Below are 16976 nucleotides of genomic sequence, written 5' to 3'. Positions count from 1 at the left end.
GCTCCTGGAGGTGAAAAAAGACGCGGGCAGATCACCCGCGTCGAAAGAAAAGGCAGATACCGGCGCGTCAGCTCGACGGCTTGCGCGCGAGGAGCGCCGCCAGTTTCGCGCCGTCGGGGCTGCCGAGCCCCGTGCACGCGTCCCAGCCGGCCGCGGCCGCATAGGTGCCATTCGAGCCTTTCGTGATGTCGCGCAACGCGTCCGGATGCTTGTACAGCACCGGATTGATCCAGCCGGCCGATGCGCCGGCCGCCGCATTGATCCGTGCGATCAGCGCGGCCCACAGCGGTGCGACCGCGCTCGTGCCGCCCATCACCGCGGGCGTGCCGGCGACCGACACTTCGTAGCCCGTCTGCGGCGACGCATCGCCGGCCACGTCCGGCACACCGCGCTTGGCGAGCGGCGTGGCGGTGCCGTCGGCGCGTGGGACCTTCAGCCCCTGCTGCCACGCCGGCAGGTCGAACAGCGAACTGACGCCGCCGCCGCCCGCGCCGCCGCCCGACGCCTCGTCGTTCCACGTGACCTCGCTGCGGATGCCCTGCCCCGGCAGCGCATCGAGCTGCGTGCCGCCGCAGCCGAGCACGTACGGGCTCGACGCCGGGAAATCGACGTGATCGGCGCCATCCTGCAGCCCGTCGTCCGAGCCGCTGTCGCCCGACGCCGCGCATACGGTGATGCCCTGCGCGGCGGCCGCCTGCAGCACGCGGTTGAACGCGTGTGCCGACTGCGCCTGCCAGATCGCCTCCGGGCCGCCCCAGCTGATCGAGATCATGGAAGGCCGGTGGGTCTTGTCGGTGACGGCCGCGTTGACGGCCTGGATGAAGCCCGCGTCGCTGTTCGGCGCGAAGTAGACCGCGATCTTCGCGGCCGGCGCGATCGCGCCTGCGATTTCGATGTCGAGCGCGACTTCGCCGTCCGGGCCGTTCGGCTCGCCGGTCGGTGCATTGCGGCCGGTGCCGACGTTCACGTCGACGAGCGTCGGCGGCGTCGTGATCCCGAGCCCGCGGAAATACTGCTGGATGTCCGCCGCGCGATAGCCGCCACCGAGTTCGATGATCGCGATGCATTGCCCGGCGCCGTCGCCGGCCGGAAAGTCGTACAGCGACGCAAGCTGGATCGGCGTGAACGTGACGGCCGCCGCGCCGCGCGCAGGCTTGAACGGCGGACGGAAGCGGAAGTGCGGCCGCGCCTGCGGGCGGCTGTCGAGGCCGAGCACGGCGGTTACCGCGTCGCCGAGCTCGTCGGGCAGCGCGATCGGGCCCGAGCGGCCGCGATACTGGCCGATCGACCGATGCTCGAAACGCTCGAGCTTCACGCTGAACGCGGCTTCGAACTGCGCGATCGTGCCGGACACCACGACGACGCTTTCGACCGGGTCGACGCGATCGACCGTCAGTTGATGACGATGCGCGAATTCCTCGGTCTTGCGGATGTCGTCGGGATTGGCGGAGAAACGCTGCGCGAATGCGTCGCGCGACACCGGTTTTGCGCGGGCGTCGCCGGTGGCGAGCTGGTGGACCAATGCATCGAGTTGCCCTTCTTCCTGCCGCCGCAACATGATCGTGACGTGGATGCGTTCTGCCGGATCGCACTGGCCGAGACACTTGGACTCGGCGACGATGCGGGGTTCACGGTCGGCTTGAAGATGCCTTGCCATGTTCAGACCCTCCTTGGTACCGCGTTGCACGGAACAGCCAGGAAATCGGACATAGCCTGCGGACGACGGTTCCGTTCGGTCAGTCGATTAGCGACGGCGCGTTTGCGACGGCGCGTTCGCGATCACGCGAAGTCAGAGGAAGTTTAGAACAGTCAGACGATTTGCGCGCACGCCCTTCTGCGGCAAGCATTTGCGCGAAGGCCACCATCGCGCGCGGCCTGAATCGACTCGTGCATGGCCCGCCCGCGCGGCCGATCGCCCCGCCGGCGGCCATGTCGGCGCAACGCTCAGTCCATCGACAAACGCAGCGCGAAACCGATCAACGCCGCAGAGAAGGTCCAGCGCTGCACCGTCTGCGCGAGCGGATGCGCACGCATCCACGCCGCGATGCGCGACGCGCCGAACACGCACGCGAGGTCGAAGCACACGCCGGCCGCCACCAGCAGCGCACCGAGCTCGAACATCTGCCAGACGACCGGCCCGACCTCGGGCCGCACGAACTGCGGCAGCAGCACCGAGCAGAACAACAGCGCCTTCGGGTTCAGCAGATTGGTCAGCAATCCCTTCACGAACGACTGCCGCAGTTCCCCCGCCGCCGCGTCGCCGTCGCCGAGCGCGAACACGGGCGAGCGGAACACCTGGATCGCGACATACGCGAGATAGAGCGCGCCGCCGTAGCGGATCACCTCGTACAGCCACGGCGCGCCGCGGATCAGCGCCGCGACGCCGCATGCCGACAGCGTCACGTGCACGGTGCGGGCGAGCGACAGGCCGGCGGCCGCCGCCATCCCCGGCCGCACGCCGCGGCCGATGCTGGTTTGCAGCACGAGCGCCACGTCGGGCCCCGGCACCGCGTAAATGGCTGCCAGCGCGGCGAGATAAATCAACAGCAAATGCGTGGAGATCATGGTCTGCCCCTCGTCCTTCAATGACGATATGTTGCCGCCGAAGGCAGAGGGATTATTGGCAATTTGCGACTCAGGAATGGAGATTCGTGGCGGAATCCGCCACAATGGCGCCGTCACGACAAGGATTCCACCAACATGATCGACCTCGACAAAACCGATCGCGCGATCCTCGCCGCGGTGCAGCGCGACGGCCGCCTGCCGATCGCGCGGCTCGCCGAATCCGTCGGCCTGTCCGAGACGCCTTGCGCGCGGCGCCTCAAACGTCTGGAAAACGACGGCTACATCGAGCGCTACCGCGCGCAACTGTCGCGCCAGGCGCTCGGTTTCGGCGTGGTCGCGTTCGTGCTCGTGCGGTTCGCGACGCACGACCGCAAGGTCGCCGACCGGTTCGAACGGGAAGTGCTCGGCATCGAGCGGATCCTGGCCTGCCACAACGTCGCGGGCACCGCCGACTACCTGTTGCAGGTGGTCGCGCGCGATCTCGACGATTACGGCACGTTCCTGCGCGATTCGCTGCGGATGCTGCCGGGCGTGACGTCGATCGAATCGGCGCTGTCGCTGCGCGAGGTGAAGCACGATGCGGGGTTGCCGGTGCCGTGATGCATGGCTGGCCGGCAAGCCGCCCGCGCAACGCGCGTTCACCTGGTCGGCCGCGCCGCGCCGGCGTCACACCACGTCGGGCGCCTGATGCGCGCGCTCGAGATCCTCGAGAAACGCTTCGACCACCGGATCGCCGCGTCCGTCGCGCGCCACGACCATGTGGAACGTGACCTCGTAGTGCAGTCGATCCGGATTGAGCGGCGCGAGCAGGCCTTGCGCGACATAGGGCGCCGCGAAGTGCTGCGGCAGGTAGCCGAGGTGATGGCCTGACAGGATCAGCAGCGCGACGGCCTCCATGTTGTCCGCGGTCGCGGTCACGCGGTCGGGCGTCGTCGACATCTGCGCTTCCGGCAGCGGATACGAGCGCCAGGCCCACTCGAAGCCGGCGACGTCGGCCGGCGTCAGCGTGCCGGCGCCCTCGAACAGCGGATGGCCACGGCCGCAGTAGGCGACCTGCCGCTCGATGAACAGCGGCGTGTAGTGCAGCGTCGGCACGCGATGCCAGAAATAGCCGACCGCGATCTGGATCTCGTTGCTCAGCAACTTTTCCTCGAGATCGCCGGGCGCGCGCACCGAGATCGAGAAGCGCACCGCCTCGTCGCGCGTGCGGAACGCGGCGATGGCTTCGGCGATCCGCGCGTTCTGGCTCACCGGCGTATGGCCGATCAGGCCGATGTTCAGCGTGCCGACCAGTTGGCGATCCATGTGCCGCGCGGCCATCCCGAATTCGTCGAGCGCCGCGAGCAGCTTGCGGCTCATCGCGTGGAACCGTTCGCCCTTCGGCGTGAGCCGGAAGCCGCTGCGGCCGCGCTCGCACAGCCGGTAGCCGAGCCGCGTCTCGAGCGACGACAGCTGCGCGCTGATCGTCGACTGGCCGACGTTCAGTATCGCCTGCGCGGCCGACACGCCGCCCGCGTCCGTGACCGCGAGAAACACGCGGATCAACCGCAGATCGAGGGTCGACAGATTCCCCAGCACGTTCATCCCCTTCCATACATCGATGAAGATCGATGTTTACGTCGATATCTTCGCATTCTTCTTTGCCGGCGGAGCGCGTAAAACTGTGCGTCAGGCCGCGTCGCATGATACGGCAACCCCACACCGGAAGAGACGAACCCATGAACGACCACACCCATTTCCAGCCGCTCGGCGGCAATGAAATGCCGCGCTCCGGCGGCATCGCGACGATGATGCGCCTGCCGCACGTGGCGAGCGCCGAAGGCCTCGACGCGTGTTTCGTCGGCGTGCCGTTCGATCTCGGCACGTCGAACCGCACCGGCGCGCGCTTCGGCCCGCGCCAGATCCGCACCGAATCCGTGCTGCTGCGCCCGTACAACATGGCCACGCGCGCGGCGCCCTTCGATTCGCTGCAGATCGCCGACATCGGCGACGTCGCGATCAACCCGTACAACCTGCACGATTCGATTGCCCGCATCGAGGCCGCGTACGACGCGATTCTCGAGCACGACTGCAAGCCGATCACGCTCGGCGGCGATCATACGATCGCGCTGCCGATCCTGCGCGCGATCCACCGCAAGCACGGCAAGGTTGCATTGATCCACGTCGATGCACACGCCGACGTGAACGATACGATGATGGGCGAAAAGATCGCGCACGGCACGCCATTCCGCCGCGCGGTCGAGGAAGGGTTGCTGCACGGCGACAAGGTCACGCAGATCGGCCTGCGCGGGACCGGCTACGCGGCCGAGGATTTCGACTGGTGCCGCGAGCAGGGCTTCCGCGTCGTCCAGGCCGAGGAATGCTGGAACAAATCGCTCGCGCCGCTGATGGAAGAAGTGCGCGCGCGCATCGGCGACACGCCCGTCTACATCACGTTCGACATCGACGGCATCGACCCGGCCTACGCACCGGGCACCGGCACGCCGGAAATCGCGGGCCTCACGGTGCCGCAAGCGCTCGAGATCATCCGCGGCGCGAAGGGGCTGAACATCGTCGGCTGCGATCTCGTCGAAGTCGCGCCGCCGTACGACCCGTTCGGCACCACGGCGCTGCTCGGCGCGAACCTCGCGTACGAGCTGCTGTGCGTGCTGCCGGGCGTCGCCTACCGCGACTGATCCCGGCGCCGCCACTATTCCAAATCAGAGGATTCCAGAGGAGCACACACCAAGATGGGGACTTCCGCCAAGCAACCGAAGCGTGCGGCGCTCGCTTCGTTCGTCGGCACCACGATCGAGTGGTACGACTTCTATAGTTATGCGACCGCCGCCGCCATCGTGTTCGGGCCGCTGTTCTTTCCCGGCGAAAACCGCTTCATCAGCCTGCTCGCATCGTTCGGCTCGTTCGCGGTCGGTTTCTTCGCGCGGCCGCTCGGCGGCGTGATGTTCGGCTATCTGGGCGACCGCTTCGGCCGCAAGCGCTCGCTGCTCGCGACGCTGATGCTGATGGCCGTGTCGACGGTCGCGATCGGCCTGCTGCCCACCCATGCGCAAGCCGGCGTGATCGCACCGATCCTGCTCGTGCTGATGCGCGTGCTGCAAGGCATCGCGGTCGGCGGCGAATGGGGCGGCGCGGTGCTGCTCGCCGGCGAGCATGCGCCCGAGGGCAAGCGCACGTTCTTCGCGTCGTTCGCGCAGTTGGGCAGCGCGAGCGGCCTGATCCTGTCGATGCTCGCGTTCGGCGCGATCAGCACGCTGTCGAAGGACGACATGATGAGCTGGGGCTGGCGCGTGCCGTTCCTCGCGAGTTCCGTGCTGCTGATCGTCGGCTTCGTGATCCGCGCGAGCGTGTCGGAATCGCCCGAGTTCGAGGAAGTCAGGAAGAGCGGCAACATCGCGCAAAAACCGCTGCGCGAAGCGCTCAAGGTCTGGCCGCTGCTGCTGCTCGCGATCGGCGCGAACGTTTACGGGATCGCCGGCGTGTATTTCAGCAACATCTTCATGATCAGCTATGCGACGCAATTCCTGTCGCTCGACCGGTCGATGGTGCTGCATTGCATGACGATCGTCGCGGTGCTGCAGTTCGTCGTGCAACTCGCGGCCGCCTTCCTCGCGCAGCGCTTCGGCACCACGCGCGTGCTGCTGATCACCGGCGCCTGGGCGATGATCGTCCCGTTCGTGATGCTGCCGCTCGTGCACCTGGGCACGCCGGTGTCGATCACGATCGGCGTCGGACTCGCGACGCTCGCGGAATCGGGCTACTACTCGGTCGTCGCCGGCTTCGTCAGCGGCATCTTCGTCGCGCGGATCCGCTATACGGCGATCTCGATCGCGTACCAGGTGTGCGGCGCGCTCGCCGGCGGCCTCACGCCGCTGGTCGCGACCATCATCGCGCAGCACGCCGCGCCGCAATGGTGGCCGCTCGCGCTCCAGTACACGAGTGCGGCCGTGCTGTCGTCGCTCTGCGTGTGGCTGATCTCGCGCCGCGTCCGCATCGACGATGCGGGTGCGCCCGGCAAGACGAACGACGCGCTGCCGCGCGGCACGCGCACCGCGTAGCGCTCGACGCGTGGTGCACATCCATGCATGACAAAAAACGACCCGCTGCCGCGGGTCGTTTTTTTCGTCCGATCGTCGATCGCGACGGTACCGCACCGCGTTCGCTGCGTCACTGCACCTGATTGCGTAGCGTCTTCGCGGCGGCGACCATGTTCGTCAGCGCCGGAATCACTTCCGCCCACTGCCGCGTCTTCAGCCCGCAATCCGGGTTCACCCACAGACGTTCCGCCGGAATCCGTTCGGCCGCCTTCTTCATCAACCCGACGATGTGATCCTGCGTCGGAATGTTCGGCGAATGGATGTCGTACACGCCCGGCCCGATTTCATTCGGATACTTGAACGTGTCGAACGCGTCGAGCAGCTCCATGTCCGAGCGCGACGTCTCGATCGTGATCACGTCGGCATCCATGTCGGCGATCGACGCGATGATGTCGTTGAACTCCGAATAGCACATGTGCGTGTGGATCTGCGTATCGTCCTGCACCCCGTTCGCGGCGATGCGGAACGACTCGACGGCCCACTTCAGGTATTCGCTCCATTGCGCGCGGCGCAACGGCAGACCTTCGCGCAGCGCCGCTTCGTCGATCTGGATCACGCGCACGCCCGCCTTCTCGAGATCGAGCACTTCGTCGCGGATCGCCAGCGCAAGCTGGTAGCACGATACCGAGCGCGGCTGGTCGTCACGCACGAACGACCAGTTCAGGATCGTCACCGGGCCGGTCAGCATGCCCTTCATCGGCTTGTCCGTCAGTGACTGCGCATAGGCGATCCACTCGACCGTCATCGCCTTCGGGCGGCTGATGTCGCCGAACAGGATCGGCGGCTTCACGCAGCGCGAACCGTACGACTGGACCCAGCCGAACTGGCTGAACGCGTAGCCGTCGAGTTGCTCGCCGAAGTATTCGACCATGTCGTTGCGCTCGGCTTCGCCATGCACGAGCACGTCGAGTTCGAGCGACTCCTGTTCGCGCACGCTGCGTTCGATCTCGGCCTGCATCGCCGTGCGATAGCCGGCTTCGTCCAGCGCGCCGGCCTTGAACCGGCTGCGCGCCTGGCGGATCTCGGCGGTCTGCGGGAACGAACCGATCGTCGTCGTCGGAAACGCCGGCAGGTTCAGTCGCGCCGACTGCTTCGACGCACGCTGCGTATAGGGGCTCGCACGGTTGCCGAGCTGCGTGTCGATGCGCGCGATTGCGGCCTTCACCGCCGGGTTGTTCACGCGCGGCGAGCGGCGGCGCGAATCGATCGCGGCGGCATTCGCGGCGAGCGCGCCGGCCACCTTGTCGCGGCCTTCGTTCAGCGCGATCGCGAGCACCTTCAACTCGTCGAGTTTCTGCAGCGCGAACGCGAGCCACGAGCGGATTTCCGCGTCGAGCTTCTCCTCGCTCGCGAGATCGACCGGCACATGCAGCAGCGAGCACGACGGCGCGAGCCACAGCCGGTCGCCCAGTTGCTTCGCGAGCGGTTCGAGCCAGTCGAGCGTCGCGTTCAGGTCGGTCTTCCAGATGTTGCGGCCATTGATCGCGCCCACCGACAGCACGCGGTCTGCCGGCAGTTCACGCACCAGCGCGTCGACTTCGTCGCGCGCGTTGATCGCGTCGATATGAAGGCCGTCGACCGGCAGCGACGCCGCGAGCGTCAGGTTGTCCTGAAGCTGGCCGAAGTACGTGGCGAGCAGTAGCTTGATGCGGCGCGTTTCCAGCGCCGCGTACGCGGTGCGCAACGCCTGGCGCCATTCGGCATCGAGCTCGGTCACGAGAATCGGCTCGTCGATCTGCGCCCATTCGACGCCCTGCGCGGTCAGCGTGTCGAGCAGCGCGCCGTACACCGGCAGCAGCTTCGGCAGCAACGCGAGGCGATCGGAATCGTCCTTCGACTTGCCGAGCCACAGGTACGTGACGGGGCCGAGAATCACCGGTTTCGCGCGCACGCCCTGCGCGTTCGCTTCGGCCAGTTGCTGCAGCAGACGCGACGGATCGAGCGAGAAATTCGTATCCGCGTGGAACTCCGGCACGATGTAGTGGTAGTTCGTGTCGAACCACTTCGTCATTTCGCCGGCCGCGACACCGCCGCAGCACGCCGCATGTTCTTCCGCCGACTGCGCCGAACGGCCGCGCGCGACGCGGAAATAGTTGTCGAGCGCATCGCCGTGGAAGTCCTGCACGCGCTTCGGCAGGTTGCCGAGCGTGAAGCTCATGTCGAGCACCTGGTCGTAGAACGCGAAGTCGCCGATCGGTGCGAGATCGAGATCACGCTGGTCGTGCCAGTGGCGCCGCCGCAACTCGGCGCCGAGCGCCTTCAGTTCGTCGCGCGACGATTCGCCCTTCCAGTAGCGTTCGAGACCGAACTTGAGTTCGCGCTTCGCGCCGATGCGCGGAAAACCGAGGTTGTGTGTCGTGACCATGAAGCTGCCGTCCAGAGAAAAATGAAGATCCGGCAGCCATCATAGGGATTTCAAACCATGAAATAAAATGGCATTATTTCATTCATCCATTAACATTCTTCATGTATTCATGGAATGAGCGCCATCCATGCTGGAACGATTCCATCTCGTCGTCATTCGTGAAGTCGAGCGCCAGGGCTCGCTGACCGCGGCGGCCAATGCACTGCACCTCACGCAGTCGGCGCTCAGCCATACCGTCAGGAAAATCGAGCAGCAGCTCGGCACACCGATCTGGGACCGGGAAGGCCGCGGCCTGCGGCTCACGCAGGGCGGGCAGTATCTGTTGAAGCTGGCGAACCGGCTGCTGCCGCAGTTCGAGCTCGCCGAGGAACGGATGAAGCAGTACGCGAAGGGCGAGCGCGGCACGCTGCGCATCGGGATGGAGTGCCACCCGTGCTACCAGTGGCTGCTGAAGGTCGTGTCACCGTACCTGTCGCGCTGGCCCGACGTCGACGTGGACGTGAAGCAGCGCTTCCAGTTCGGCGGCATCGGCGCGCTATTCGGTTACGACATCGACGTGCTGGTGACGCCCGATCCGCTGAACAAGCCGGGGCTGCGTTTCGATCCAGTGTTCGACTACGAACAGGTGCTCGTGGTCGCGGATTCGCACCGGTTCGCGCATGCCGACTACGTGACGCCCGCGCAGCTGACCGACGAGATCCTGATCACGTACCCGGTCGAAACCGATCGGCTCGACATCTACAACCAGTTCCTGACGCCGGCCGGCATCGTGCCGAGGCGGCACAAGTCGATCGAGACGACCGACATCATGTTGCAGATGGTCGCGAGCGGGCGCGGCGTGGCCGCGCTGCCGCGGTGGCTCGCGGACGAGTACGCGGACCGGATGCCGGTCGTGCCGGTCAAGCTCGGCAAGAAGGGCATCGCGAAGCAGATCTTCCTCGGCATCCGTGAAGCGGATGCATCGATCGACTATCTGGCCGCGTTCGTCGCGCTGGCACGCGAATCGACGTGGAGCGCGCCGCGCATGCTGCGCTAGGCGCGCCCGGTTGCCCCGCGCGTCAGGCGGCGCGCATTCCCGCGCGCTCGCCGCGCTCGACCCATGCGCCGAACAGCAGGCCGATCGTCGTCCACATGATCACCTGCATGCCGATGGCCGCCACGCGGAATTTCCACAGCAAGGCCGCCGGGAAATCGGCCGGCAACTCGCTGACCGACGGCAGCCCGATCTGCACGGCCGCGATGATCGCGACGAACACGAGCCCGGCGACGATCGATGCGTTCCACTGCCCGAGCTTCGCCAGCAGATGGCGGCGCACGCTGACCGAGAACACCATCGTCGCCACCGAGATCGCGATCATCAGGAAAAACAGGCCCGTGCGATAGCCGATCGTGTCGGGGTCGCCGACCGACGGCGGATTGGCCGGGTACTTGAGGTTCGGCACGATCACGAGCGCGACGAACGCCGCCAGCGCGAGCCACGCGGCGAGCGGGCGCGCCGGCAGGCGGCTGCCGCGCCCGTATGCATACGCGAAGACCAGCGAGAACAGCCCGCCGAATGCCGCGCCGTAGGTCACGACGCCCGTCAGCAGCCCGAGGCCGGCCTGCGTGTGGCGGCTGACCAGCTCGGGCTCCGGCGCCTCGCCTTGGGCGGCGGTGGTTTTTTCCTCGAAGGCGATTGCCTGATCGACTTGCGGTTCGCCGACGATTTTCGCGAAACCGAACGTGAGGAGGCCCGCGGCGATGCCGGCGAGCATCCCGCGCATGAGCAGCTTTCCGACCATCTTTTACTCCGCGTCAGTGGCAGGGAAAGCCGAGCAGATGGCGGCCGTCGTGGACGAATTCGTGTACGACCATGCCCGGCACGAGCGACGTCGCGCCCTGTTCCGCACCGACGAAATAGAGTGCGAGCAGCAGGATCAGGCCGACGAACACGGCCCACGGCAACAGCTCACGGACGGGGATGGGTGCCGGCACGACCGCCGGCTTCAGCACTGCTTCGCTCATGGATGCACCTCAGGGGAATCGCGCCCCGACAAATGATGGATGGGTACGAAGGCAGGTCTGGCTTCCGGGATCATCGATTCTCCGGTTACAGTGGCGCGACCGCGCCGGAATTGCACCGGCTTCCGCGCTTCGTATCGGGCGAATTGTACGCGCGAACGTTCGCGTATTGAAGCGATGCCACATGGGCAAGCACATCCCGTTCCGGATCATCCGACAACCGACATGACCCTGCCTGCCTCGCTGCGCCTGATCGCGCACGCATCGACCCGCGCCATGCGCACCGGCACGTTTCCCGACGACGATCCGCTCGACGCACTCGGGCTCGCCGAAGCCGCTGCGTTGCGCGGCCGATGGATGGGCGTTGCCGGCTCGCTCGTGCTGTGCAGCCCGGCACGCTGCGCACGGCAGACGGCCGACGCACTCGGGCTGCTGCACGCCGATATCGACGATGCGCTGCGCGACCTCGACTACGGCAACTGGCGCGGCAAGCGGCTGCACGATCTCGCGCGCGACCTGCCCGACGAACTTGCAGCATGGATCGGCTCGCCGTCCGCGTCGCCGCATCGCGGCGAATCGTTCGACGCCGCCGCGCATCGGGTCGGCACATGGCTGGCCGCATTGCCGCGCGATCGCGATGTCGTCGCGATCACGCATGCACCGATCGTCCGCGCGGCCATCGCGCACGTGCTGCGGATGGATCGCGAGGCGGCCGCCCGCCTCGACGTCGCGCCGCTGTCGTGCACGACGTTCGTCGCGTCGCCCGGCGGCTGGACGTTGGCCGCGACAGACGACGTGCACGACACGGGTGCGTAGGCCACTGTCTCGTTCACGATGTGGGTAGACGATGCGCCCCGACGCGTCACATGCCGCCGCTTTCCTTACATCCCGTAAGACGCACCGTTCGTCGTCCCAACTGTCATCAAACTGACTGCTAGCCGCAGCTAGGATCGGACGCGGTTCCCTCACGAGATGCCGTCATGAATCAACCCGCTTCGTCCTCCCCGCACCATCCCGGCTCCGTCGCACGCAACAGGCAGATCGGTTATGCCGCGTTCCTGCTGGTGCTCGTGCTCGGCGCCGTCTATATCGCCACGCACTTGCTCGCCGATCTGGCGCCGGTCCGCGAAGGGACGCTGTTCCCGTATCTGCTGCTCGGCGCCGCGCTGCTGATCGCGCTCGGCTTCGAATTCGTCAACGGCTTCCACGACACCGCGAATGCGGTCGCCACCGTGATCTATACGCACTCGCTGACGCCGAACGTCGCAGTGATCTGGTCGGGCATGTGGAACTTCCTCGGTGTGATGGTCTCGAGCGGTGCCGTCGCCTTCGGCATCCTGCAGTTGCTGCCGGTCGAGCTGATCCTGCAGGTCGGCAGCGGCGCGGGCTTCGCGATGGTGTTCGCACTGCTGATCGCCGCGATCGTCTGGAACCTCGCGACCTGGTATTTCGGATTGCCGTCTTCGAGCTCGCATACGCTGATCGGCTCGATCATCGGCGTCGGGCTGATGAACCAGCTGATGCACGGGCCGTCCGGCACGAGCGGCGTCGACTGGGGCCAGGCGCTCGGCGTCGGCAAGTCGCTTCTGCTCTCGCCGATCGTCGGTTTCCTGTGTGCATCGCTGCTGCTACTCGCGCTGAAGGCCGTCGTGCGGATTCCCGAGCTGTACAAGGAACCGCCGAAGGACCAGCCGCCGCCGTTCTGGATTCGCTGCCTGCTGATCCTCACCTGCACCGGCGTGTCGTTCGCACACGGGTCGAACGACGGGCAGAAAGGAATGGGCCTCATCATGCTGATCCTGATCGGCACGGTGCCCACCGCATATGCGCTGAACAAGGCCGTCACGCCCGCCGAATCGCAGACCTTCGTGGCCGTCGCGAACCAGGCGGCCGCGACGTTCGGGAAGTATACGAACGGCGTCGCGCCGTCCGCGAACCCGCGCGCCGATGTCGAACACTACGTGCAGCATCGTGAACTGACGCCCGCCGTGCTGCCGGCCGTCGCGCAGTTATCCACGTCGCTCGCGACCGCCGTCGGCGCGTCGGGCTCGATGGCGGCCGTGCCGCAGCGCGACGTCGACAACGTGCGCAACACGATGTATCTCGTCTCCGAAGCCATTCGCCTGATCGAGAAGTCGGGCCAGCCCGCGTTCGCGGCCGACGACAAGCTCGCGATCAACAACTATCGCACGCAGCTCGACCACGCGACCAAGTTCATTCCGACGTGGGTGAAGGTCGCCGTCGCGATCGCGCTGGGTCTCGGCACGATGGTCGGCTGGAAGCGGATCGTCGTGACCGTCGGCGAAAAAATCGGCAAGCAGCATCTGACGTACGGACAGGGCGCATCGGCCGAACTCGTCGCGATGCTGACGATCGGCGCCGCCGACGTGTACGGGTTGCCCGTATCGACGACTCACGTGCTGTCGTCGGGTGTCGCGGGCACGATGGCGGCGAACGGCTCCGGCTTGCAATGGAGCACGGTGCGCAGCCTCGTCCTCGCATGGGTGCTGACGCTGCCGGCGTCGATCGCGCTGGCGGCCGGGCTTTACTGGTTGTTCCGGTCGCTGGCCTGATCGCGGACGCGGCGGGTGGCGGGCGATCGCCGGCTATCCGCCGCGGCAGGTGGGATATGGCGCTTCTCCGCTTCTCCGCTTCTCCGCTTCTACGCTTCTACGCTTCTCCGCTCCGGCACGTCGCAACATTCAGTGTGTCGATGCCGCGCCTTCAATGCTTCCTGGCCCGAATTAAAGCGCAAGATCTGGAGCGTATCGGCATGTGGACGCAGCTAGACTGGGTTCATCAACTTTCATCGTGAATCCGACCGTGCGCGACCGCACGACGCCGCACTGCCGATGCCCCGAGGTACGCCCGTGAACATTGCCGATCTGCAACCCGCCGTCGACTCGCCGGACATCGCGCAGCGCGTCGACACCCTCGACTGGCCGAGCGTCGATGCCGAGCTCGATCGCTACGGATGCGCGCGCGTGCCGGGCCTGATGTCGGCACGCGAGTGCGATGCACTCGCGTCGCTCTATCCGCGCGATGCGCTCTATCGTTCACGCGTCGTGATGGCGCGGCACGGCTTTGGCCGGGGCGAGTACAAGTATTTCGCATATCCGCTGCCCGCGGTCATCGCCGAGCTGCGCGCGACGATCTACCCGCATCTCGCGCCGATCGCGAATCGCTGGAACCGGGCGCTCGGATGCGACGTCCGTTATCCGAAAGACCATGCGACGTTCCTAGACCGCTGCCACGCAGCGGGACAGACGCGACCGACACCGCTGATCCTGCAATACGGTGCCGACGACTACAACTGCCTCCATCAGGACCTGTATGGCGAGCACGTGTTTCCGCTGCAGGTCGCGATCCTGCTGTCGGCGCCGGGCCGCGATTTCAGTGGCGGGGAATTCGTGCTGACGGAACAGCGACCACGCATGCAGTCGCGTGCGGAAGTGGTGCCGCTGACACAAGGCGACGCGGTGATCTTCGCGGTACACGGCCGGCCCGTGCAGGGAACCCGCGGCGTCTATCGCGTCAACCTGCGGCACGGCGTCAGCCGGATTCGAAGCGGCCACCGCCATACGGTCGGCATCATCTTCCATGACGCGCAATAGCGGGTAGTGGATAGCGGGCATCGGGACGGACGGCTGCTGTCTCGTCCCGCCCCTGTCGCGCATCCCATGCATGGTCGCCGCGGCACCGCACGCTATCGTTCCGAGAGCGTTCCGACAAAGCACGATCGACCAGAAGGCCGCGTGCCCGCAATGACTGAATACCGATTGCGCCGACCGTCAAGCGATCCACGCAGAAACGAATCGGCCCTTCAGGGTGAGTGCTGTAAAACATCCGCGCTCACCTGTCGCCCCGCCGATACGATTGCCAGTCCGGCCTATCCTCGCGCCATGTTGGCCCGCAGCCGGTCGCCGGCATCGGAGGCCAGCCGTGCATAGCCCGGCAACGTCAGCAGCGCGAGCACGCCCGCTGCGACGAACGCCCAGCGGAAATCGTCGAGCACGTAGTGCATGCCGGCCGCGTCGCCGCGCCCCCATGCTGCGAGCCGCAGCGACAATGCACCGAACGCGATCCCCATCCCGATCGTCATCTGCTGCGCGGCGCTCCACAGCGTGCTGGCCGCGCTCGTTTGCTGAGGCGGGATATCCGCATAGGCCAGCGTCGCGAGCGTCGTGAACTGCATCGAACGCGTGAGCCCGTAGACGAATACGACGAACAGCGTGATCGCCAACGGCGTCGACGCAGTCAGCCAGCCGCATGCGATCGTGAAAATGCCGACGATCGTGACGTCGACGAGCGCAACGCGCCGGAAGCCGTAACGATCAAGGATCCACGACGTGCCCGCCTTCATCCCGAGATTGCCGAGCGCGCTCGCGAGCAGCAGCAGGCCGGACTGAAACGGCGATAGCCCGAAGCCGATCTGGAACAACAGCGGCAGCAGGTACGGGACGGCGTTGATCGCCATCCGCGTGATCGAGCCGGTGATCACGGTCACCGAGAACGTCGGCACCTTCAGCGTCGTGAAATCGAGCAGTGGATGCGCGCAGCGTCGCGCATGCAGCCAAGCGGCAATGCCGAACAGCACGCTCGCGCCCACCAGGACACCCGCGCGCGTGAAATCGACATCCTGCTGGCCAGCCGCTTCGGTGCCGATCAACAGGCAGGTCAATGCGCCGCCGGCCAGCACGAAGCCGACCCAGTCGAGCGGCCGTTGCTCGTCGGCCCGCGTATTCCGGACGATCAGCCAGGTACAAACGAGCGCGGCAAGGCCGAACGGGACGTTCAACAGGAAGATCCATCTCCACGATGCATAGGTCGTGATGAAGCCCCCGATCGGCGGCCCGACGACGGGCGCGACGATCCCCGGCCACGTGATCGTCGCGATCGCGCGCATCAGCCTCGCCTTCTCGGTATTGCGCACGACGATCATCCGCCCGACCGGCACCATCATCGCCCCGCCGACACCCTGCAGCAGCCGGGCAGCCGTAAACGACATCACCCCGTCGGACAGCCCGCACAGCACCGACGCGCCGGTAAAGACGACGATCGCACTCGCAAAGACGGTGCGTGAACCATAGCGATCCGCGATCCAGCCGCTGATCGGGATGAACACCGCCAGCGCCAGCATGTAGGCCGTCATCCCGAGGCTCAGTGCGTTCGGTCCGACGCCGAACGAATTCGCCATTTGCGGCAGCGCGGTCGCGATCACCGTCGTGTCGAGGTACTCCATGAAGAAGGTCGCGGCGACGAGATACGGCAAGAAGTCGGTCGTCCGACCACTTTGAGCGGGGCTGTCAGTCATGAACGATGCAGAAGACGGAATACAAAAAAGCGCCGACCGCCGGCGGATGCAGGCAAGCGCCGGGGAATCGGGACGAGCGATGATATTACCCCGAAGGGCTTGCTTCCCGCTCTGCCGGGCATGTCGCGCGAATGAACTTTATGCGCATAGATTTTTATGATGATGTCGTGCTGCGATCGCCGAGTGGTGCGTATGACACGGCGCCTCGAAGGACGGGCAGATGCAGGGATTTTTCGTCAGTAGGCAGTATTCATCGATCGCTGTCGATCAACATCGCTCATCATCAGCGGTCGCAACGTCGTCGCCGAATGTGCAGTATTGGCCGGAATCGATCCTGAAGACGGATGGTACGGTTAGCGGAAGGAGGTGCTGGGAGATTCAGGACGGTACAACGGCCGCTACCCGAGAATAACGGAGCGCAGGATTGACCGGTCTGCACTGCTATTCATTACGTCGCAGCGGGACTCGGCGTAGGTAGCCTCGGCAATGCTTCGCCGCCGGCCTTTCGGGATGCCGAAATGCAAAAACCCCCGCCTTGTCGGGCGAGGGTTTCTGGCTTGAGGGAGCCTGACGATTACCTACTTTCACACGGGAATCCGCACTATCATCGGCGTAGAGTCGTTTCACGGTCCTGTTC

At 66.2% G+C, this 16976-nt stretch carries 14 protein-coding genes and 1 riboswitch; of the genes, 7 read left to right on the top strand and 7 right to left on the bottom strand.

The window, feature by feature from the left end:
- Positions 1-67: 67 nt before the first annotated feature.
- Together C5F75_RS17745 and C5F75_RS17740 are read right to left on the bottom strand one after the other, a co-directional pair.
- Entirely contained in the window at positions 68-1657 is a 1590-nt protein-coding gene (locus C5F75_RS17745; RefSeq protein WP_104012494.1) for a S53 family peptidase, read from the bottom strand.
- Between the two features lie 287 nt (positions 1658-1944).
- On the bottom strand, positions 1945-2565 hold the full coding sequence (locus C5F75_RS17740; protein WP_104012493.1) for a LysE family translocator: 621 nt from the start codon (positions 2563-2565) through the stop codon (positions 1945-1947).
- Between the two features lie 135 nt (positions 2566-2700).
- Between C5F75_RS17740 and C5F75_RS17735 the strand changes: the two genes are divergently transcribed.
- Complete coding sequence (locus C5F75_RS17735) at positions 2701-3165, top strand: Lrp/AsnC family transcriptional regulator (protein ID WP_006488501.1); 465 nt, start codon at positions 2701-2703, stop codon at positions 3163-3165.
- A gap of 66 nt (positions 3166-3231) precedes the next feature.
- Here C5F75_RS17735 and C5F75_RS17730 read toward each other — a convergent pair whose 3' ends face one another.
- Positions 3232-4149, bottom strand: coding sequence for a LysR family transcriptional regulator (locus C5F75_RS17730; RefSeq protein WP_181035441.1), 918 nt, complete (start codon positions 4147-4149; stop codon positions 3232-3234).
- A gap of 134 nt (positions 4150-4283) precedes the next feature.
- Here C5F75_RS17730 and speB point away from each other — a divergent pair, with 134 nt between their 5' ends.
- Together speB and C5F75_RS17720 are read left to right on the top strand one after the other, a co-directional pair.
- On the top strand, positions 4284-5240 hold the full coding sequence (gene speB, locus C5F75_RS17725) for an agmatinase (RefSeq protein WP_059575568.1): 957 nt from the start codon (positions 4284-4286) through the stop codon (positions 5238-5240).
- Between the two features lie 54 nt (positions 5241-5294).
- Complete coding sequence (locus tag C5F75_RS17720; protein WP_059575570.1) at positions 5295-6620, top strand: MFS transporter; 1326 nt, start codon at positions 5295-5297, stop codon at positions 6618-6620.
- A 109-nt stretch (positions 6621-6729) separates the two neighbouring features.
- On the opposite strand, the gene metE is transcribed toward C5F75_RS17720, so the two are convergent.
- Positions 6730-9024, bottom strand: a complete 2295-nt coding sequence (gene metE, locus C5F75_RS17715; RefSeq protein WP_059575574.1) for a 5-methyltetrahydropteroyltriglutamate--homocysteine S-methyltransferase — start codon at positions 9022-9024, stop codon at positions 6730-6732.
- 127 nt (positions 9025-9151) lie between these two features.
- Here metE and C5F75_RS17710 point away from each other — a divergent pair, with 127 nt between their 5' ends.
- On the top strand, positions 9152-10060 hold the full coding sequence (locus C5F75_RS17710) for a LysR family transcriptional regulator (protein ID WP_059575575.1): 909 nt from the start codon (positions 9152-9154) through the stop codon (positions 10058-10060).
- A 22-nt stretch (positions 10061-10082) separates the two neighbouring features.
- On the opposite strand, the gene C5F75_RS17705 is transcribed toward C5F75_RS17710, so the two are convergent.
- Both C5F75_RS17705 and C5F75_RS17700 read right to left on the bottom strand, forming a co-directional pair.
- Entirely contained in the window at positions 10083-10805 is a 723-nt protein-coding gene (locus tag C5F75_RS17705) for a CbtA family protein (RefSeq protein ID WP_059575577.1), read from the bottom strand.
- Positions 10806-10818: 13 nt separating this feature from the next.
- A complete protein-coding gene (locus C5F75_RS17700; RefSeq protein ID WP_034175140.1) occupies positions 10819-11028 on the bottom strand; it encodes a CbtB domain-containing protein in 210 nt (69 codons plus the stop codon).
- Between the two features lie 33 nt (positions 11029-11061).
- Positions 11062-11200: riboswitch (cobalamin riboswitch) on the bottom strand.
- A 50-nt stretch (positions 11201-11250) separates the two neighbouring features.
- Between C5F75_RS17700 and C5F75_RS17695 the strand changes: the two genes are divergently transcribed.
- The 3 genes from C5F75_RS17695 to C5F75_RS17685 all read left to right on the top strand — a co-directional run bounded on the left by C5F75_RS17695 (position 11251) and on the right by C5F75_RS17685 (position 14639).
- Positions 11251-11841, top strand: coding sequence for a histidine phosphatase family protein (locus C5F75_RS17695; protein WP_059575579.1), 591 nt, complete (start codon positions 11251-11253; stop codon positions 11839-11841).
- Between the two features lie 164 nt (positions 11842-12005).
- Positions 12006-13598 (top strand): inorganic phosphate transporter, encoded by a 1593-nt coding sequence (locus C5F75_RS17690; protein WP_059575581.1) that lies wholly within the window; start codon positions 12006-12008, stop codon positions 13596-13598.
- Between the two features lie 279 nt (positions 13599-13877).
- Complete coding sequence (locus C5F75_RS17685) at positions 13878-14639, top strand: 2OG-Fe(II) oxygenase (protein WP_059575583.1); 762 nt, start codon at positions 13878-13880, stop codon at positions 14637-14639.
- A gap of 275 nt (positions 14640-14914) precedes the next feature.
- Here C5F75_RS17685 and C5F75_RS17680 read toward each other — a convergent pair whose 3' ends face one another.
- The gene (locus C5F75_RS17680; protein WP_059575585.1) at positions 14915-16339 is read right to left on the bottom strand and encodes a DHA2 family efflux MFS transporter permease subunit; all 1425 of its coding nucleotides are present in this window, start codon (positions 16337-16339) and stop codon (positions 14915-14917) included.
- Between the last annotated feature and the right edge of the window lie 637 nt (positions 16340-16976).

The sequence above is a fragment of the Burkholderia anthinoferrum genome, from assembly GCF_002925705.1.
Taxonomy (GTDB): domain Bacteria; phylum Pseudomonadota; class Gammaproteobacteria; order Burkholderiales; family Burkholderiaceae; genus Burkholderia; species Burkholderia semiarida.
Note: the sequence above shows the minus strand (reverse complement) of the source record. Positions and strands in the feature narration are given on the sequence as shown.